At 58.0% G+C, this 18,188-nt stretch carries 16 protein-coding genes and 1 tRNA gene; 11 read left to right on the top strand and 6 right to left on the bottom strand.

The window, feature by feature from the left end; translation table 11 throughout:
- Positions 1-2: 2 nt before the first annotated feature.
- Positions 3-470 (top strand): DUF192 domain-containing protein, encoded by a 468-nt coding sequence (locus AB1A64_RS04715; protein WP_366550368.1) that lies wholly within the window; start codon positions 3-5, stop codon positions 468-470.
- Positions 471-513: 43 nt separating this feature from the next.
- A tRNA-Pro gene (locus tag AB1A64_RS04710) sits at positions 514-590 on the top strand.
- Positions 591-600: 10 nt separating this feature from the next.
- On the opposite strand, the gene AB1A64_RS04705 is transcribed toward AB1A64_RS04710, so the two are convergent.
- Positions 601-1,035 carry a hypothetical protein gene (locus tag AB1A64_RS04705; RefSeq protein WP_366550367.1) on the bottom strand — a complete coding sequence of 145 codons (435 nt, stop codon included), beginning with the start codon at positions 1,033-1,035 and terminating at the stop codon, positions 601-603.
- Between the two features lie 531 nt (positions 1,036-1,566).
- On the opposite strand from AB1A64_RS04705, the gene AB1A64_RS04700 reads away from it, so the two are divergent.
- Together AB1A64_RS04700 and AB1A64_RS04695 are read left to right on the top strand one after the other, a co-directional pair.
- Entirely contained in the window at positions 1,567-5,187 is a 3,621-nt protein-coding gene (locus AB1A64_RS04700; protein WP_366550366.1) for a vitamin B12-dependent ribonucleotide reductase, read from the top strand.
- 549 nt (positions 5,188-5,736) lie between these two features.
- A complete protein-coding gene (locus tag AB1A64_RS04695) occupies positions 5,737-5,982 on the top strand; it encodes a hypothetical protein (RefSeq protein WP_366550365.1) in 246 nt (81 codons plus the stop codon).
- A 51-nt stretch (positions 5,983-6,033) separates the two neighbouring features.
- On the opposite strand, the gene AB1A64_RS04690 is transcribed toward AB1A64_RS04695, so the two are convergent.
- A complete protein-coding gene (locus AB1A64_RS04690) occupies positions 6,034-7,578 on the bottom strand; it encodes a trimethylamine methyltransferase family protein (RefSeq protein ID WP_366550364.1) in 1,545 nt (514 codons plus the stop codon).
- 418 nt (positions 7,579-7,996) lie between these two features.
- Here AB1A64_RS04690 and AB1A64_RS04685 point away from each other — a divergent pair, with 418 nt between their 5' ends.
- Complete coding sequence (locus tag AB1A64_RS04685) at positions 7,997-8,515, top strand: outer membrane beta-barrel protein (RefSeq protein ID WP_366550363.1); 519 nt, start codon at positions 7,997-7,999, stop codon at positions 8,513-8,515.
- A 6-nt stretch (positions 8,516-8,521) separates the two neighbouring features.
- On the opposite strand, the gene AB1A64_RS04680 is transcribed toward AB1A64_RS04685, so the two are convergent.
- Complete coding sequence (locus AB1A64_RS04680) at positions 8,522-9,712, bottom strand: pyridoxal phosphate-dependent aminotransferase (RefSeq protein WP_366550362.1); 1,191 nt, start codon at positions 9,710-9,712, stop codon at positions 8,522-8,524.
- Positions 9,713-9,977: 265 nt separating this feature from the next.
- Between AB1A64_RS04680 and cysS the strand changes: the two genes are divergently transcribed.
- Genes cysS through AB1A64_RS04665 form a run of 3 tightly spaced genes read left to right on the top strand, consistent with a single transcriptional unit; the run spans position 9,978 to position 13,788 of the window.
- The gene (gene cysS / locus AB1A64_RS04675; protein ID WP_366550361.1) at positions 9,978-11,375 is read left to right on the top strand and encodes a cysteine--tRNA ligase; all 1,398 of its coding nucleotides are present in this window, start codon (positions 9,978-9,980) and stop codon (positions 11,373-11,375) included.
- On the top strand, positions 11,375-13,009 hold the full coding sequence (cimA, locus tag AB1A64_RS04670) for a citramalate synthase (RefSeq protein WP_366550360.1): 1,635 nt from the start codon (positions 11,375-11,377) through the stop codon (positions 13,007-13,009). Before cysS ends, cimA begins: the two co-directional genes overlap by 1 nt.
- Entirely contained in the window at positions 13,006-13,788 is a 783-nt protein-coding gene (locus AB1A64_RS04665) for a squalene/phytoene synthase family protein (protein WP_366550359.1), read from the top strand. The genes cimA and AB1A64_RS04665 overlap by 4 nt, the downstream gene beginning before the upstream one ends.
- Before the next feature lie 3 nt (positions 13,789-13,791).
- Here the strand turns inward: AB1A64_RS04665 and AB1A64_RS04660 are convergent, their stop codons facing one another.
- Positions 13,792-15,018, bottom strand: a complete 1,227-nt coding sequence (locus AB1A64_RS04660) for an MFS transporter (protein WP_366550358.1) — start codon at positions 15,016-15,018, stop codon at positions 13,792-13,794.
- A 98-nt stretch (positions 15,019-15,116) separates the two neighbouring features.
- Between AB1A64_RS04660 and AB1A64_RS04655 the strand changes: the two genes are divergently transcribed.
- Genes AB1A64_RS04655 through AB1A64_RS04645 form a run of 3 tightly spaced genes read left to right on the top strand, consistent with a single transcriptional unit; the run spans position 15,117 to position 16,917 of the window.
- The gene (locus tag AB1A64_RS04655; RefSeq protein ID WP_366550357.1) at positions 15,117-15,749 is read left to right on the top strand and encodes a DNA-3-methyladenine glycosylase 2 family protein; all 633 of its coding nucleotides are present in this window, start codon (positions 15,117-15,119) and stop codon (positions 15,747-15,749) included.
- Positions 15,746-16,411 carry an alpha/beta fold hydrolase gene (locus tag AB1A64_RS04650; protein ID WP_366550356.1) on the top strand — a complete coding sequence of 222 codons (666 nt, stop codon included), beginning with the start codon at positions 15,746-15,748 and terminating at the stop codon, positions 16,409-16,411. The genes AB1A64_RS04655 and AB1A64_RS04650 overlap by 4 nt, the downstream gene beginning before the upstream one ends.
- 2 nt (positions 16,412-16,413) lie before the next feature.
- The gene (locus tag AB1A64_RS04645) at positions 16,414-16,917 is read left to right on the top strand and encodes a GNAT family N-acetyltransferase (RefSeq protein WP_366550355.1); all 504 of its coding nucleotides are present in this window, start codon (positions 16,414-16,416) and stop codon (positions 16,915-16,917) included.
- Between the two features lie 4 nt (positions 16,918-16,921).
- Here the strand turns inward: AB1A64_RS04645 and AB1A64_RS04640 are convergent, their stop codons facing one another.
- Together AB1A64_RS04640 and AB1A64_RS04635 are read right to left on the bottom strand one after the other, a co-directional pair.
- Positions 16,922-17,347 carry a VOC family protein gene (locus AB1A64_RS04640; protein WP_366550354.1) on the bottom strand — a complete coding sequence of 142 codons (426 nt, stop codon included), beginning with the start codon at positions 17,345-17,347 and terminating at the stop codon, positions 16,922-16,924.
- A gap of 31 nt (positions 17,348-17,378) precedes the next feature.
- The gene (locus AB1A64_RS04635; RefSeq protein WP_366550353.1) at positions 17,379-17,984 is read right to left on the bottom strand and encodes an rRNA large subunit pseudouridine synthase E; all 606 of its coding nucleotides are present in this window, start codon (positions 17,982-17,984) and stop codon (positions 17,379-17,381) included.
- Positions 17,985-18,188 lie beyond the last annotated feature (204 nt).

Below are 18,188 nucleotides of genomic sequence, written 5' to 3'. Positions count from 1 at the left end.
AGATGATCAGACTGTTAACGGTTCTTGCAAGTGTGACAATGCTGTGGGCCGGTGACGTGCTGGCTGCGTGCCAGGTGGATCGTGTCGGGCTGCGGAACGACAAAACTCAGGTCAGTTTCAACGTCGAGCTTGCAATCAGTCCGCAGGATAGGGCGCGTGGATTGATGTTTCGCGAGTCGCTGCCGCAGCGGTCTGGAATGCTGTTCGTCTTCGATCCGCCGCAGCCAGTCGCTTTTTGGATGAGAAACACGCTGATTCCCTTGGACATCATTTTTCTGGATCGAACAGGCGCTGTTGTTCATGTGCATGAGAACGCGATTCCCGGGGATGAATCGCTGATCGAAGGCGGAGATTCAGTCTATGCCGTCCTGGAAATTAACGCTGGATTGGCGGCGCGTTACCTGATCACCCCAGGAACACAGATGCAGCACGAAATTTTTTCGCAAGGTCCTGCAATTTGGCCCTGTTAGGGCTTTTCAAATCAGAATGGCAACGTTAGGAAGGCGCACGGTCCGGGGCGTGGCGCAGTCTGGTAGCGCACCTGTTTTGGGTACAGGGGGTCGTAGGTTCGAATCCTGCCGCCCCGACCACTTCTTCCTCTTATGTTGGTGAACCACCCATTTTCTGGAACAGCGCACCCAACGCTTGATCCAGTGCTTTGCTTTCTACGGGAACTTTGACGGCCGGGCCCTGTTTTTGTGGCACGTTAAAATACAATTCAGCATCCACGCGATACCCGGTAGTGTTCTTGGTCGACGTCATGCGCATGACGCTTTTGGGCAGGTCCTGCGGGTAGCCATCATAATTGAGAATCAGAAACGCGGTGGTGTCCGGAGGAAGAAACTCCTGGCACTCAAACACCCGATTCCCCACTTTCTCGAATTTTTCTCCTGGTCCGGCGCACTGAGTCTCAAAGGTGTCAAACAGCCGTTCGGGATATGTTTCAAACTGCGCGCTGCGGGTCGGAGGGGGCATATCTTGTGGTGTGCAGGCCACGATAAGGGCCATTGCGGGCAGAAATCGAAATGCGGTCATCCACTCTGACACTCTCGATTTTCTATTCTGCACGTTATGCCTCCTGTCCGGCCGCGCGACCGGTGGTGTTGTGATTCTCATTCAGCCTAGCCACCTTACAGCGGGATTATCAAATGCCGGTAACTCTGCTGATAAAAACAGTTAATCCTGTTGCGCGATTTTCAAGTACAGTGCTTTGCCCCGTGGATGAACCTGTGGAGGAATCGGAATCCAACGCCCGCGGACCCTTTGGAACCGTTTGGTCAACAAAAAAGATTTCAAAAATGAATGAAAATGGCGTTGACGATCTATGGGCGAATACGCCAAGTTGTATGGGCCGAAAGACATGCCACTAAATCTGGTAGCATAACCAGGGTAAGGCATAGGGCGAGGGTCGGAAAGCACATCTATTAAACGTGCAACCGTATAAGCGGTTTCGCGCTGTTAAAGACAGCGACCGGTCATTTGCGCCCAATTTTCAGGCATGGCGTGCGGATCGCTGAAATGCATCTGACGCGAACGGACAAGTTGATTGAATCTAGGGCTGCGGACATGAAGATTGACAGGAAATTCACCAAATCGGGGCAAGATGCATACGCGGAACTGGATTTTGTCTCTGCGACATCTGAGATACGGAATCCGGATGGCACCATTGTATTCCGACTGGAAGAAATCGAAATTCCCGCAAAGTGGAGCCAGGTCGCCAGTGATGTCATCGCCCAGAAATATTTCCGCAAGGCCGGCGTTCCGTCCGCTCTGAAAAAGGTCAAGGAAAAGGACGTTCCCGAATTCCTGTGGCGCTCGGTTCCTGCAGAAGGTGCTGAATTCGGCGGCGAAACCTCGTCAAAGCAGGTGTTCGACCGATTGGCGGGGGCTTGGGCGTATTGGGGTTGGAAGGGTGGCTATTTCTCGACCGAGGACGATGCGCGCGCTTACTTTGACGAGATGCGTTACATGCTGGCGACTCAGCGCGCCGCGCCGAACAGCCCGCAGTGGTTCAATACCGGTCTGCACTGGGCGTATGGAATCGACGGTCCGGCGCAGGGACACCACTATGTCGACTACAAAACCGGCAAACTGACAAAATCGAAATCTGCTTATGAACATCCGCAACCGCACGCGTGCTTCATCCAGTCTGTCGACGATGATCTGGTGAACGAAGGCGGCATCATGGATCTTTGGGTGCGCGAGGCGCGCCTGTTCAAATACGGCTCGGGCACCGGGACCAACTTCAGCCATCTGCGCGCAGAAGGCGAGGCGCTGTCGGGTGGCGGCAAATCCTCGGGGCTTATGGGCTTTCTCAAGATCGGCGACCGCGCCGCTGGCGCGATCAAATCAGGCGGAACAACCCGTCGAGCAGCAAAGATGGTAATCGTCGATGCTGATCACCCTGACATCGAGAAATTCATCGAGTGGAAGGTGATCGAAGAGCAGAAGGTGGCCTCGATCGTTGCCGGATCGAAGATGCACGAGAAGATGCTGAACGGCATTTTCGAGGCCATCCGCAGCTGGGACGGTGCGCAGGACGATGCGTATGATCTCAACAAGAATGATGGTCTTAAGAAGGCGGTTCGCGAGGCAAAAAAGGTTGCGATCCCCGAGACTTACATCAAGCGCGTGCTGGACTATGCCAAGCAGGGTCACGACAGCATCGAATTCCCGACCTACGATACAGACTGGGATTCGGAAGCTTACAGCTCGGTTTCGGGTCAGAACTCGAACAACTCGATCCGTGTGACCAACGCATTCCTGACTGCAGTTGAAAAAGATGCCGATTGGGAGTTGATCAATCGCACCGATGGCAAGGTCTCCAAGACCGTTAAGGCGCGTGATTTGTGGGAAAAGGTTGGCCACGCCGCGTGGGCTTGCGCTGATCCGGGCATTCAGTTCCACGACACCGTCAACGAATGGCACACATGCCCGGCGGACGGAGAGATTCGCGGCTCGAACCCTTGCTCAGAGTACATGTTCCTCGATGACACGGCCTGTAACCTGGCGTCGATGAACCTGCTGACGTTCCTCAAGGACGGTGAATTCCAAGCGGCAGACTATATGCATGCCTCACGTCTGTGGACACTGACGCTGGAAGTCTCGGTGACGATGGCGCAATTCCCGTCGAAGGAAATCGCGCAGCTGTCCTATGACTTCCGCACCTTAGGTCTGGGATATGCCAATATCGGTGGCCTGCTGATGAACATGGGCTACAGCTATGACTCGGATGAGGGGCGTTCGATCTGCGGCGCGCTGACGGCGATCATGACCGGAGTGGCTTATGCAACCTCGGCCGAGATTGCCGGTGAGCTTGGACCTTTCAAGGGTTATAAGCGCAACGCTGACCACATGCTGCGCGTCATCCGTAACCACCGCCGTGCTGCACAAGGCGTGACCGATGGTTATGAGAAACTGGCCGTCAAGCCGGTGCCACTGGACCATGGTAACTGCCCGGACAAGCGTCTGATCGATCTGGCCATGTCGGCCTGGGATGAGGCGCTGAGCCTCGGCGAGAAGAATGGTTATCGCAACGCGCAAGCCACGGTGATTGCGCCGACCGGCACCATCGGTCTGGTTATGGATTGTGACACCACCGGGATCGAGCCTGACTTTGCGCTGGTAAAGTTCAAGAAGCTGGCCGGTGGCGGTTATTTCAAGATCATCAACCGCTCGGTGCCGTCGGCCCTGGAAAAACTGGGTTATTCTTCGTCACAGATCGAAGAGATCGTCGGTTACGCGGTCGGACACGGCACTATCGGCAACGCGCCGGGGATCAACCACACCTCGCTGACCGGTCACGGCTTTGGTCCGAACGAGTTGGCAAAAGTAGACGCTGCGCTGGAAAGCGCTTTTGACATCCGGTTCGTGTTCAACCAGTGGACGCTGGGTGAGGACTTCTGCACCGGCGTTCTGGGCATCCCGGCCACTAAGCTGAATGACCCGACATTCGATTTGCTGCGTCATCTGGGCTTTACCAAGACGGATATCGACGCGGCGAACGACCATGTCTGCGGAACCATGACGCTGGAAGGCGCGCCGCATCTGAAGGAAGAACATTATTCGATCTTCGACTGCGCCAACCCGTGCGGCAAGAAAGGCAAGCGTTTCCTTGGGGTTGATAGCCACATCACCATGATGGCAGCAGCGCAAAGCTTCATCTCGGGAGCGATCAGTAAAACGATCAACATGCCGAATGACGCAACCATCGAAGATTGCCAAAAGGCTTATGAGCTTAGCTGGTCGCTGGGTGTGAAGGCCAACGCGCTGTACCGTGACGGCTCGAAACTGTCGCAACCGCTGGCAGCGGCGCTGGTCGAGGACGATGACGAGGCGGCGGAAGTGCTGGAAAGCGGCTCGGCGCAGGAAAAGGCCGTCGTTCTGGCCGAAAAGGTGATCGAGAAGGTTGTGGTCAAGGAAATCATCCGCAGCCACCGCGAGAAACTGCCGCATCGCCGCAAGGGTTATACCCAAAAAGCGATCGTTGGCGGCCACAAGGTCTATCTGCGAACCGGTGAATTCGAAGACGGCAAGTTGGGCGAGATCTTCATCGACATGCACAAGGAAGGCGCTGGCTTCCGGGCGATGATGAACAACTTTGCCATCGCTGTCTCGGTTGGCCTGCAATATGGCGTGCCGCTGGAAGAGTTCGTCGATGCGTTTACCTTCACCAAGTTCGAACCGGCGGGGATGGTGCAGGGCAACGACTCGATCAAGAATGCGACGTCGATTCTGGATTACATCTTCCGCGAATTGGCCGTGTCTTATCTGGACCGTACCGATCTGGCCCATGTGAAACCCGAAGGTGCAACCTTCGATGATCTAGGCCGGGGCGAGGAAGAGGGCGTCTCAAACGTTTCTGAAATCAGTGAAAGTGCAGCGACTAAATCATTGGAAGTGCTGAAACAAATTAGCTCAACAGGGTATCTTCGCAAGCGTCTGCCGCAGGATCTTGTCGTCTTTAACGGCGGTCAGGCCGAGGTGAACGGCATGGCGGAAACCGCCGCATCGTTCGAGGCTCCGGTCGCGGAAACAGCGGTTGCCACAGGCATGGATGCTCGCACTAAAGCCAAGATGCAGGGCTACGAAGGAGACCCGTGCGGCGAATGTGGAAACTATACGCTGGTGCGCAACGGCACCTGCATGAAATGCAACACCTGCGGCGGGACCAGCGGGTGTAGCTAAGGCAAACACCCCGCCAGGCGGGGTGTAGGGACCTGAATTTCCCCTCGGATATTCGGTCCCGACGAATACGGGGCAAGGCATAGCCTGAGACTTACCACTAGGCGTCTTGCTCCACTCGGTCGACATGCCCGTGTCGGCCGGGAACAGGGTGGGGCGGAATATTTGCTCTTTCCCACTCTTTCACGGGGCGGGTGCGCTCGTCCCATGCGCAGTCCAGGCCGCAGGCAAAAAAACACCGGGCGGTCAACGAAATGAGCCTGGAAGGCGAAACTGACAGGGGGCTTCGGCCCCCTTTCTTTTTTCCACCCGTGATTGGGAAATTAGGCAGGGTTCTGCCGGATTGTGCATTCCTCATCGGGCAAGACCCGCCGAGACGTGATGGGGGAATTTTGCCCAGCGGCTCGCCGCAGACGCGACTCGGAAAAACACGCAAAGATTGGCGCGAAAGTGGCTTAGTCCCGCAATGCGGGTGACAGCAGCCCGGCGTGCGGTGTTTGTAGGGCTTGTCCGGACGCAAACATGCAAAAAACTCAATCAGGAGGCATCACAATGAAACCGAAAACTCTGGCCGCTATTTCCGCCCTTGCCCTTGGACTGCCGACGCTGGCCGTTGCGCAATCCTCGGCAGATGCAAATGGAGACGGCGTTTTGACCATCGAAGAAGTACAGGCGGTTCTGCCTGAAGTGGACACGGATGGTTTCTCGGCAATGGATGCCAACGGCGACGGCGCGCTGGATGAGGCCGAGATTGCCGTGGCACAGGAAGCAGGATTGCTGCCGCCCACCGACGGCTAACGCATTAAAGAAAGAAAGCGGCCAGAAGATTTCTGGCCGCTTTTCAGTGCCTTATTGGGGAAGGTGAATATTGAACTTGGCCCGAAGTTCAGCGTCCAACAGCGGATCAAAGCGCGCCGGAGACGGCATCGACAAGATCTCTTCCTTCCGTTTGATCGCCTTTTCGATCAGATCAGGTTTGCCAAGCTCGGCCCATTCCTTGGGTGAGGTGCGGTCGCCGAAAACGGGATAGACATAGTCCGCTTGCATCCGGCTGAGCGTAGCATCCGTGCCCAGATAGTGGCCCGGCCCGCCAATGCAGACCTCGGCGATTTGGTCCAAGGCCAAGGTTTCGTCGGTCACTTCGATCCCGCGCACGCAGCGTTGCGCCTGACCGATCAGGTCGTCGCTGAGGATCAGGCTCTCATGGCAAAAGCCCAGCAACGAGGCATGCATGCCCGCCGCTTCGTATACCATGTTCAAACCTGACAGGCCCGCCATGACGTTGGAACACATCTGCTCCCACCCGGCCTGCATATCGGGCAGCTTCGAATCTGACGCCCCAGCTGCAGCACCACCCGGCAGGTCATAAAACCGATGCATTTGCGCGCAGCCGGCCGTCAGCAGGGCCTGTTCGCCCGAACCGATGGACATCGCGCCTGTGCGCAGGTCCAAACCAAACGGCCAAGTGCCAAAAACCGCTGGCGCGCCGGGGCTTACGGCATTTACGTAAACCAGACCGGCCAGACATTCCGCAGTGGCTTGTGTGATCGCACCGGCAATGGTCGAGGGCGCAGTCGCACCAGCCATCCCGGCAGACAACAGCAGAACCGGCATCCCGGCCTTGATGCACTCTTCCATCACTTCGCAACTTTCGGTCGCGAATTTCATCGGGGGCACGACAAAACAGTTCGAATTCGACACGAAGGGCCGCTCACGATACTTGTCCTCACCGCCAGCGATCATGTGGAGCATTTCCACCGCGGGGGCAACGTGGCTGGGTTCGGTGAAAGATGTGCCGATATGTTTGAAACTGCCTGAACAGGCCGCATAGATGGTGTTCAGGTCCATTTCCAGATTGTCGACAATGTCTCGGCAAACCATGGGGCGCTGGACAAAGTGGATGTTTTCAAGCTGCTCACAGATGCGTGCCGCATCGTGCAGGTCCTGAACGGTCGAGTCGCGGTATTCCCGCCCATGTACATCCACCATGCTGACGGCAGCACCGGCGGTGCCGTAGTGAACCTTGGTGCCTGACAACTCCAGATCAGTCTTTCCATCGCGGCTGTACAGGGTGACCGATCGGTTGGCCTTGGCAATCGTGTCTTCCACCAAGGCGCGCGGAAACCGGATGCGGTCATCGTCACCCAGGATGCACCCGGCGCCGACCAGATAGTCGATGCCGCTTGGCGGGGCATCCGCCAGACCGATGGTTTCCAATGCGGTCAAGGCGGCTTCGTGGATGCGCTCGATTTGGGCTTGGGTCAGCACATTGAGAGTGCCACCTTCCATGCCGGCCCGGACAGGGCGCAGATGCTCAGGCAGGGCAGTGGCACGGGCGGCACGACGCGCGGCGCGCCCGCCGGTACGGGAAGAGGTGCGGGATTGATCGTTCATGATTCGGATTCCGGTCGTTAAGGGGGGTGTCAGAGTCGTTGTTTCAAACCTCTGATGGCCGCCCACGCGCCGCACGACCTCGATCCGCACCGATGGTGCGGCTGACCAGTCGAATCTTCCAAACGTCGTCTTGCATGCAGGTCCTCACCTTGTGAAACGAAGTATTCAGATGTGTCCCGTCACAATCTGTTCTGTTTGCGACCTGGGGGTCTAAAAGCGAAGTATACATGAAGATGTCACACTCTTCTTTTGTCTGCTCAAGTTTCTTTCTTGGGCAGACAAAAATCTGTTATAGTTCCTTCACTTATTTAAGAGTGGTTCGTGATCTCAATTGAATTTTAATGATCACGTACCAAGTTTTTGAGTTAATATGACATAAACGACCGTCGCTGCGGCGAAAGGTTTGTAGGAGAGATTAATGAAAGCCCTAAAGGCCCTCATTCTCACTTTATTGGCGTCACTTGCGACCCCGGTATTGGCTGAGGATTGGACCGGGGCTTATGCAGGCTTCAGCTTTGGATATGCAGATGCCGATGGTCCGAACGGCTCCAGCGGTGATGATCTGACCTTTGGGCCGCATATTGGCTATGACCGTGACTTCGGGAATTTCGTTCTGGGCGGTGAACTTGAATACAACAGCCTGTCTCTGGACCTGGGTCAGAGCGAGGGTTCCCTGGACAGCATGACCCGCCTGAAGCTGCGCGGCGGCTATGATTTCGGACCGGCCTTGGGCTATGTCGTGATCGGTGCGTCGCGGGTCGATAGCTCGGTCGATAACGATACCGCTGCTGTGTATGGAATTGGCGTGGCCTATCCCATAGGCGACCGCTTTGTCATCAGCGGCGAGGCGTTGCGGCAGGAGTTCGACGATGTCACCCGATCGGATGGCACGTTGGATTCGAATGTCTTTAACCTGCGAACCTCATTCCGATTCTGACGCCCGTTAGCTGACCGCGGCGTGACGACCGACCATTTCCGTCGCAAATTCGCAAATCGTCGACAAAGCGGACCCGAACCGTTCGTCATCAATGGTCATGGCCACGCGGATATGACCGGCGGCCGCCGACCCAAAACTCTCACCCGGCATCACAGCAATGGCGTGCGTATCCAGCAAGGCGTTGGCGAATGCTTCTCCGCTGAGGCCTGTGGCGCGGATATCCAGCATCAGGTACATGGCCCCCTGCGCTGGAACCAGCCCGACAGTGTTCTGAGCGCTCAGAATACCCACGGCGAGTGTGCGCCGCCTGCGGAAGGGCGCGGCGATTTGTTCTTCCAGCGCGTTACCTGCGTTCAGGGCGAAACTGGCGGCGTCCTGAATAAACCCGGGAACGCCATAGGTTGTGTGCGTGGCAAGGTTGATCAGATGCGCGATTACATCCTCAGGCCCAACAACCCATCCACAGCGCGAACCTGTCATGGCGTGCGACTTGGACATCGACCCAACCACCAGCGTACGTTTGGTCATCTCGGGCAGAGTGCGCGGGGAAATATGTGAGCCTTCCCAGACTTGTGTATCATAAACCTCATCCGAAATCAGCCAGAGGTCCCGCTTGCGGCAGACCTCGGCGATCCCTTCAAGCGTTTGACGGGAATAGACGACTCCGGTTGGGTTGTTTGGTGTGTTTATCAGCAGGGATACCGCGCCATCCGTGACCGCGTCGATCTGCTCGGCACGCGGTTGAAATGCGTCTTCGGCGGTTGTCTGGATCGCCCGTGCTTCAGCTCCTACGCCGCGGATCGTGCCTGGATAGGTGGCGTAATACGGATCCAGATACAAACCAACATCGCCCGGATCACAAACCGCAACATGGGCCGCGAACAAGGCTGACTGGCCGCCAGGCGTGATCAACACGTTGTGGCGGGTGGTGGGAATTCCCGTGCGCGCTTGCAACCGGGCGGCCACGGTATCGCGCAACAAATCCGTGCCGGGCACCATCGCGTATCCGGTGTGACCCTGCCTTGCCGACAGGTCCATGGCTTCCAGAATCGATGGGTCGGTGCGGACGTCATGTTCACCAATGGTCAGTTCGGTCACGGCATAGCCGTCGCTGATCATTCGACGGGCACGATAGAACACGTCCCAACCGTCACTGCCGCCGCCGGTCAGATGAGTAATACGCTGCGACAATTTCATGACCCGCCTCCGTCTGGTGTTCTGCGCCGAAAGGGCCAGAGCCGTTGCCGAATGTCAATCGGCGAAACAGATGAATGGAACTCAAGGCTTGGCGAAGGGCGGTCGCCGTGATACTGGGACAATATGAACCCGATGACCTGCATCATTATTTGCTGCATTACCTGCTGATACTTCAAGCGGGCCGGTTTCTTTCGTTTTCATCCCTGAGACAAGTTGCTAAGCCCGCGTTAACGCGACTAGCCACGCTGTCTTTAGGAGCCAACCGATGACGACGATCAAACTGCACAACACCCGGACGCGGACGAAAGAGGATTTCGTACCGATCAGCGCCGACAATGTGCGGATGTATGTCTGTGGGCCCACCGTTTACGACCGCGCCCATCTGGGTAATGCGCGGCCCGTAGTGGTGTTTGACGTCCTCTACCGGTTGTTGCGGCACACCTATGGCGCGGATCATGTGACTTATGTGCGCAATTTCACCGACGTGGATGACAAGATCAACGCGACCGCGCTGGCGCGGCAACAGGCGGGGGCCGAAGGCACGCTGGAGCAGCTGGTTCAGGAACGCTCGAATGAGACCATCGGTTGGTATCTGCACGATATGGGCGCGCTTGGGGCGCTAGAGCCCAATGAGATGCCGCGCGCTACGCAATACATTGCGCAGATGATCGCGATGATCGAAGCCCTAATCGCCAAGGGCCATGCTTACGCGGCCGAGGGCCATGTTCTGTTTGCCGTGGACAGCTGGAAAGAGCATTACGGCGAATTGTCGGGCCGGTCTGTCGACGACATGATCGCGGGCGCTCGGGTTGAGGTTGCGCCTTACAAGAAAAACCCGATGGATTTTGTGCTGTGGAAACCCTCGACCGATGAATTGCCGGGGTGGGACTCCCCTTGGGGCCGAGGGCGTCCGGGCTGGCACATCGAATGCTCGGCCATGAGTTACGAACTGCTGGGCGAGAGTTTTGACATCCATGGCGGTGGCAATGACTTGATGTTCCCGCATCATGAGAATGAGATTGCACAGAGCAAGTGTGCCCATCCGCATGGTGAGTTCGCAAAGGTCTGGCTGCACAATGAGATGCTGCAGGTGGAAGGCAAGAAGATGTCCAAATCTTTGGGTAATTTCTTCACCGTGCATGATTTGCTGGAGCAAGGCGTGCCGGGTGAGGTGATCCGGTTTGTCTTCCTGCAGACCCATTATCGCAAGCCAATGGATTGGACCGAGAAGAAGGCGCGTGAGGCTGAGGCAACGCTGCGCAAGTGGCGGGCGCAGACAGCGGGCTTCGAGCCCGCAGCCAACGCGGCACCCGCAGTTATCGCAGCGCTGAGTGACGACCTGAACACCGCGGGCGCTTTGGCTGAACTCTACCGCCTGGCTGCGGATGGGAATGCTGCAGGCTTGTTGGCCAGCGCGCAATTGCTGGGTCTCTTGATCCCAGAGATGGGGGAGTGGGCGGATACCACATCGGCGGATTTGTCTTTACATGCGGACCGGTTGGCAGACGCGCGAGCCATTGCGATGCAAAGCAAGGATTTCTCGGAAGTGGATCGTCTGAAAGCCGCCTATTTGGCCGCTGGGTTGGAAGTTCGTATGAGCAAAGATGGGGTTGAACTGGTGCCTGGTGCCGGATTTGACGCAGCCAAGCTGGAGGAGGTGTGATGACCAAGGAACGCCTCTATCTCTACGACACCACCCTGCGCGATGGGCAGCAGACTCAGGGCGTGCAATTTTCGACCTCTGAGAAGGTGCAGATCGCGCAGGCGCTGGACGCGTTGGGGGTCGACTATATCGAAGGCGGCTGGCCGGGCGCGAACCCAACCGATAGCGCGTTTTTCGATGTTGCGCCCAAGACCTCGGCCCGTCTGACCGCGTTTGGCATGACCAAACGAGCAGGGCGGTCGGCCGAGAATGACGATGTTCTGGCCGCTGTAATGAACGCGGGCACGCAGACGGTCTGTCTGGTTGGCAAATCGCATGATTACCATGTGACGCACGCGCTGGGTATCTCGCTGGAGGAGAATGTCGAGAACGTCCGTGCCTCGGTTACGCATATCGTGGCGCAGGGGCGTGAGGCGCTGTTCGATGCTGAGCATTTTTTTGACGGGTACAAGGACAACCCCGGCTATGCGGTTCAGGTATGCCGGGCGGCGTTGGACGCTGGTGCGCGCTGGGTTGTGTTGTGCGACACCAATGGCGGCGCACTGCCCGCCGAGGTGACGCGGATCGTAACCGAAGTGATTGCCGCCGGGTTGCCCGGTGACCGCTTGGGCATTCACACCCACAACGATACCGAGAATGCGGTGGCTTGCTCTCTGGCCGCTGTCGATGCGGGCGCGCGGCAGATACAAGGCACGCTGAACGGGTTGGGTGAGCGATGCGGCAATGCGAACCTGACCGCTCTGATCCCGACTTTGCTGTTAAAGGAGCCCTATGCGTCAGGTTTTGATATTGGTGTCAGCGAACAGGCCTTGGCCGGCTTGACGCGGGTCAGCCGGATGCTGGATGATATCCTGAACCGGGTGCCCAGCAAGCAATCGGCCTATGTCGGCGCCTCGGCATTTGCGCACAAGGCGGGGCTGCACGCCAGCGCGATCCTCAAGGACCCGTCGACTTATGAACATGTCGACCCGGCCTCGGTCGGGAATGCGCGGATCATCCCGATGTCGAACCAGGCGGGGCAGTCGAACCTGCGCAAACGCCTGACCGAGGCCGGTCTGTCCGTGGAAAAAGACAACCCGGCGCTGGGGCGCATTCTGGATCGGATCAAGCAGCGCGAGGCCGAGGGGTATTCCTATGACACCGCGCAGGCCAGTTTTGAGCTGCTGGCGCGTGATGAGTTGGGGCAACTGCCCGAGTTCTTTGAGGTCAAGCGCTATAAGGTTACCGTTGAGCGGCGCAAGAATAAGTATAACAAGATGGTCAGCCTGTCCGAGGCCGTCGTTGTGGTGAAAGTCGACGGGGAAAAGAAACTGTCAGTTAGCGAGTCTCTGGACGAGGACGGCAGTGACCGGGGGCCGGTGAACGCGTTGGCCAAAGCACTGGCGAAGGATCTGGGGCAGTATTCGCAGATATTGGCTGATATGCGTCTGGTCGACTTCAAGGTACGCATCACTCAGGGCGGCACCGAGGCTGTAACTCGCGTCATTATCGACAGTGAAGACGGGCAGGGGCGGCGTTGGTCGACCGTGGGCGTAAGCGCGAACATAGTCGATGCCTCGTTCGAGGCGCTGTTGGACGCGATTCAGTGGAAACTGGTGCGCGATTGCGGGTCGCAGACAGCGGTGGCCGAGTGAGCGTTGATTTTAACGATGACGTTAAGGCCTGCGCAGCGTTGGTGCATCGCGCTGATCCTGATCGGTTCATGGCGGTGATGGCCGCACCCGTTGCGGTACGGCCTAAACTGTTCCCGCTTTATGCGTTGAATGTCGAGGTTGCACGGGCCCCTTGGGTTACGCAAGAAACGATGATCGCCGAGATGCGCCTGCAATGGTGGCGCGATGCGCTGCAAGAGATTGCCGAAGGCAAAGCGGTGCGTCGGCATGAGGTCGTGACGCCTCTGTCCCAGGTTCTGTCACCCGATCTGGCCGCCATGTTGGATGAGTATGTGGCCGTAAGGCGTTGGGATATTTACCGTGATCCGTTTGAGGACGAGGGCCATTTCGACGCCTATATCAACCAAAGCACCGGATCCTTGATGGTTGCGGCTGCGCAGGCTTTGGGGGAAGCCGATGAAGCTGTACTGCGTGATTTCGGCTATGGCGTAGGGGTGGCGAATTGGTTTCGGGCGATCCCTGATCTTGAGGCGCGTGGTCGTATTCCTTTGCTTGACGGCACGCCTGAAGGCGTACGGGCGTTGGCGCAAAAAGCCTTGGGCAGGCTTCAGCGCGCACGGTCAAACGGTGCAGGTATCTCGGCTGATGCCCGCCCCGCGCTTTGTGCCGGATGGCAGGCGGAATGGGTTTTGCGACAGGTCGTGGCGCGCCCGAACCGTGTTGCGGCTGGGGATCTGGCCCAGGGTGAAATTCGCCGCAGAGCGTCCTTGATGTGGTCCGTCGCCAGCGGGCGCTGGTAGGTGTCAGACCGTTTCCGGTTCAGAGGGTTTCAGAACCAACCACAGCAGCGCACCGCCTGCCAGTGTCAACAGCGGGATCATGGCTAGGTTCACGGCGGTCCATCCCTCGACTGGTGACCCGCCCGAGCAGTTCATCAACCCGCCCGAAGCGAGCGATGCAAGCGTCACGCCGCCAAACACCAGCAGGTCGTTCAGCCCCTGCATCCGTCCGCGTTCGTTCACGTCGTGCGACGCGGCCAACATGGTGGTAGCCCCGATAAAGCCAAAGTTCCAGCCAATGCCCAGCAGGATCAAAGCGACGAAGAAATTGCCCAGCTCGACCCCTTGCAGCGCGACCACCCCGGCCCCAGCCAGAATGGCAAGGCCAAGGGCCACGATCTTTTCCACTCCGAAACGCGCGATCAATTGGCCAGTGAAAAAGCTAGGCACATACATCGCCAGAACATGGGTGGTAACGACATCGGCGGCGTCATTGGCGCTGAAACCGCAGCCCACAACCGCAAGTGGGGTTGAGGTCATAACAAGGTTCATCAATGCGTAAGACACCATTGCGCAGATGATTGCCACGGCGATGCGCGGAGTCTTCAGCATTTCAAGCCGGGTCCGTCCTGTGGGGGCATCTTCCCCGGGCTTTTCGGGCGTCGGGATATCGAGGAAGAAAAACAGCCCCGAGCCAAAGACGTTCATCGCGATCACGGCCAGATAAGTGCCAAAGAACGGAATTACATAGGCAGTCGAGGTCAATTTGACGATCTGCGGACCGATGATGGCCGCCGCCAACCCTCCTGCCATGACATAGGAAATGGCCTTGGGTCGAAATGCGTCAGACGCGGTATCAGCTGCTGCAAAGCGGTAGAAACCGTGCGCGCTCATGTAGATACCGGTCAGCAGGCTTCCCAAGAGGAAGATTGGGAACGAGCCCAAAAATAGACCGTACGCGCCGACCGCGCCGCCGCAGGCCCCCGCCGTGGCGCCGACCAGAAACCCCGCGCGGCGCCCCCAGCGTTGCATGATCGCGGAAATTGGTGTGGCTGCCAGCATCGACCCCAGAACGATCAGCGAAATGGGTAAGGTTGCAAGGCAGGGGTTGGATGCCAGCGATTGCCCCGCCAACCCGCCGACAATGAAGATCATCGGCATCTGCGCGCCCAGCACCGCTTGTGCCGTCACCAATACGGCGACGTTGCGTTTGGCCTGGCTGTTGTCCGGGGTTGAAGCAGTCAGTGTCATGCGCTCATGGGTATCTTTGAAAAGTCAGTCATACAAGCGGGTTGCATCTGCGACAAAGCAACCTACCGTGAGCGCACCACAAATCAGCCGGAGAACCCATGTCTGTTGGACGCATTATCGAAACACCTGATTGTGTTGCAGAAGGGGCCGAATGGCTGGCCGGTGCCTGCCCGCGCATGGCTTGGGCGATGGAACAGACGGGGCCTTTACCATTGCGTCGTCGACCGGACGGGTTTGCCCAGCTTCTGAGCGCTATCGTCAGTCAGCAGGTCAGCGTGGCCTCGGCCAGAGCGATCTGGAAACGCATGCAGGATGCCAAGCTGACCGGCCCGCGTAAGATCATGTGGGCCACCGATGATGATCTGAGGGCTGTCGGGCTAAGCCGTCAAAAGATTCGCTACGCCCGCGCGCTGGCCGAGGCACGTATTGATTACAAGACACTACGCGACGCTTCTAACGCAGACGTCATCGCGACTTTGACCGAGGTGCCGGGGATCGGTGTCTGGACTGCCGAAATATACGCGATGTTCTCACTGGGTCGCGCCGATGTGATCGCGCCGGGTGATCTGGCGCTGCAAGAGGCGGCGCGCATCCTCTATGACCTGCCCAAACGTCCCGCGGACAAAGAACTGCGCCAAATGGCCGAAGCTTGGTCGCCTTGGCGGTCGGTTGCGGCGCGTGTGTTGTGGGCCTATTACCGGGTGGCCAAAGAACGAGAAGGGATCAGATGACACGGGTTTTGAATGCGCTCCGAAAAGAGCCGGTTTCGGGCGATAAACGCTCGGTGGTGGTGTTCGTGCATGGCTATGGCGCCAATGGGGCCGACCTGCTGGGGTTGGCCGATCCGTTGGGCGAACACTTGCCTGACACGCTGTTTGTCGCCCCCGACGCGCCCGAGCAGATCCCCGGAATGCCCAATGGGTTTCAGTGGTTTCCGATCCCATGGATTGACGGCTCGTCCGAGGAAGAGGCCCGACGTGGAATGGAAATGGCGGTTGAGGATTTCAATGCATTCCTCGATGCGCTGATGGTGGACGAGGATGTTTTGCCGGAACAGGTTGTTCTGTTCGGGTTTTCCCAGGGCACGATGATGAGCCTGCATGTCGCCCCGCGTCGCGAAGACCCGGTGGCCGGGATCGTTGCCTTTTCGGGACGGTTACTGGAGCCCGATCTGCTGCCCGACGAGACGGTCAGCCGGATGCCGATTCTGCTGGTTCATGGCGATGTCGATGATGTGGTGCCGCCGCAATCCTTGCCCGCTGCCGCAGAAGCGCTGCAAGAGGCCGGTTTCAAAGAGGTTTACGCGCATGTGATGAAGGGTACTGGCCACGGAATTGCGCCGGACGGCCTGAGCGTCGCGCTGGCCTTCATGCGAGACAAGCTGAGCCTGTAGGGATGATCGCGGTCCGCCCCATGATGCCAGAGGATGTGGCCACAGCCTGCCGCATCCTCAATGAGATCATCGCAATCGGGGGCAGTACCGCGTTTGAAATTCCATTCTCTGACGCGTTGTTCGTTCAAAGCTACCTGGAGGGCGCTGACAAAATCTGCACCCACGTCGCGTTGGACGATCAAGGGGAGGTGGCTGGCTTTCAGTGGCTGGGAATGCACGACACGTTGCCACAGGATTGCGCCGATATCGCGACCTTCACCAGACGTCAGCCTGCGCTGAAAGGGGCAGGCCAGGCCTTGTTCGGGGAAACATCGAAATTCGCGGTGGCAATGGGGTTTACTGCGATCAACGCAACCATTCGTGCCGATAACGGAATGGGTCTTGGCTACTACGACAAGATGGGGTTTCGCGACTACTCGGTCGCTTATGGCGTGCCACTGCGGGATGGCACGCCGGTTGACAGAATTTCCAAAAGGTTTGATCTGTCGACGAGCGCGGCGCCTTGAGAGGTCAGCCCCACAAATGCCCTTCGGCGAATTCGACCGAATTGCCTGACGGATCGCGCACGTAAAGCGAGCGCGCGCCGTTTGGCCAGTCAAACTCGGCATCTAAGGGGATATTCCAATCCAGCAGATGTTTGCGCATCATGTCGATCTCCGCGCGTGTCAGGATCAGACAAACGTGACCAGGCCCGCGTGCGCCATGGGGGGGGACGGGCAAGTCGGGATTGCCCGGCGGTTTCTGAGTTTCTTCCGCGTTGAACAACAACAAGACCGAACTGCCGATCCGGAAGAATACATGCCGATCCGTCACGTGCTGGAGTTTCTCTAACGCCAGAATCTCGCCGTAAAACCGTTCGGCAGCATCCAAGTCGTCGACATAGAGAGCAGCCTCTAGAATGCCGGTTGGTACTGGAATGTCGGGTGTGACTTTCATGTTGTAAGCCTATCACAACATGCAGTTTTTGTCACCGGCGTGGACGGCGGTCGCGTTTGCGTTGCGGGGCAGAGTTCAATGTCGGTATCGGTAGGCTGTCCCATTGACCCGGCTCAAGCCCCTCTAGCGACCAGTCGCCGATCCGGGCGCGGATCAGGCGCAGGGTCGGGTGACCGACGGCGGCCGTCATCCGCCGCACCTGCCGATTGCGGCCCTCGCGGATGGTTAGTTCGATCCAGCATTCGGGCACCGTCTGGCGCACTCTGATTGGTGGATTGCGGGGCCACAGCCCCGGCGGTTCATCCATCAAACGGGCCTTGGCGGGGCGGGTCAGGCCGTCTTTCAGTTCAACCCCGTCTCGCAGGGCTTTCAAGGCAGCGTCATCCGGCAGACCTTCGACCTGAACCCAATAGGTTTTGGTCATCTTGTGTTTGGGGTCCGATATTTGCGCTTGCAGTCGCCCATTATCGGTCAGCAGCATCAAACCTTCGCTGTCCCGGTCCAGCCGCCCGGCCGGGTAAACGCCTGGCAGATCGATATAGTCTGACAGAGTGCTGCGGGGAGAATCTGCGTTGGCGCGGTCGGTAAACTGCGGCAGCACATCGAAAGGTTTGTTGAAGCGAATGAACCAGGACATGACAAACGCCATAGCCCGCGGGTCAAAGGGGCGCAACCTGTGGATAACTGTTACGCAGGTGTTACAGATTCGGATTAACCAATCCCCGAGATATTGTGGAAACTCTGGGCTTGTCAGAGTTTTAACACGATATATAGTTAAGTTAAGGCCGGGGCGGGTGTTCCCCGCTCTGATGTCAAAAACGGGCAGAGCAGAGCGAGGAGC

The sequence above is a fragment of the Ruegeria sp. ANG10 genome (assembly GCF_040705255.1).
Classification (GTDB): domain Bacteria; phylum Pseudomonadota; class Alphaproteobacteria; order Rhodobacterales; family Rhodobacteraceae; genus Ruegeria.
This window is presented reverse-complemented; position numbering and strand designations above follow the sequence as displayed.

Coding starts and splice junctions, on each gene's coding strand:
- cysS (WP_366550361.1), top strand. CDS start 9,978: ATGACGACGATCAAACTGCACAACACCCGGACGCGGACGAAAGAGGAT.
- AB1A64_RS04715 (WP_366550368.1), top strand. CDS start 3: ATGATCAGACTGTTAACGGTTCTTGCAAGTGTGACAATGCTGTGGGCC.
- AB1A64_RS04645 (WP_366550355.1), top strand. CDS start 16,414: ATGATCGCGGTCCGCCCCATGATGCCAGAGGATGTGGCCACAGCCTGC.
- AB1A64_RS04690 (WP_366550364.1), bottom strand. CDS start 7,578: ATGAACGATCAATCCCGCACCTCTTCCCGTACCGGCGGGCGCGCCGCG.
- AB1A64_RS04685 (WP_366550363.1), top strand. CDS start 7,997: ATGAAAGCCCTAAAGGCCCTCATTCTCACTTTATTGGCGTCACTTGCG.
- AB1A64_RS04660 (WP_366550358.1), bottom strand. CDS start 15,018: ATGACACTGACTGCTTCAACCCCGGACAACAGCCAGGCCAAACGCAAC.
- AB1A64_RS04705 (WP_366550367.1), bottom strand. CDS start 1,035: ATGACCGCATTTCGATTTCTGCCCGCAATGGCCCTTATCGTGGCCTGC.
- cimA (WP_366550360.1), top strand. CDS start 11,375: ATGACCAAGGAACGCCTCTATCTCTACGACACCACCCTGCGCGATGGG.
- AB1A64_RS04650 (WP_366550356.1), top strand. CDS start 15,746: ATGACACGGGTTTTGAATGCGCTCCGAAAAGAGCCGGTTTCGGGCGAT.
- AB1A64_RS04640 (WP_366550354.1), bottom strand. CDS start 17,347: ATGAAAGTCACACCCGACATTCCAGTACCAACCGGCATTCTAGAGGCT.
- AB1A64_RS04655 (WP_366550357.1), top strand. CDS start 15,117: ATGTCTGTTGGACGCATTATCGAAACACCTGATTGTGTTGCAGAAGGG.
- AB1A64_RS04700 (WP_366550366.1), top strand. CDS start 1,567: ATGAAGATTGACAGGAAATTCACCAAATCGGGGCAAGATGCATACGCG.
- AB1A64_RS04695 (WP_366550365.1), top strand. CDS start 5,737: ATGAAACCGAAAACTCTGGCCGCTATTTCCGCCCTTGCCCTTGGACTG.
- AB1A64_RS04635 (WP_366550353.1), bottom strand. CDS start 17,984: ATGTCCTGGTTCATTCGCTTCAACAAACCTTTCGATGTGCTGCCGCAG.
- AB1A64_RS04680 (WP_366550362.1), bottom strand. CDS start 9,712: ATGAAATTGTCGCAGCGTATTACTCATCTGACCGGCGGCGGCAGTGAC.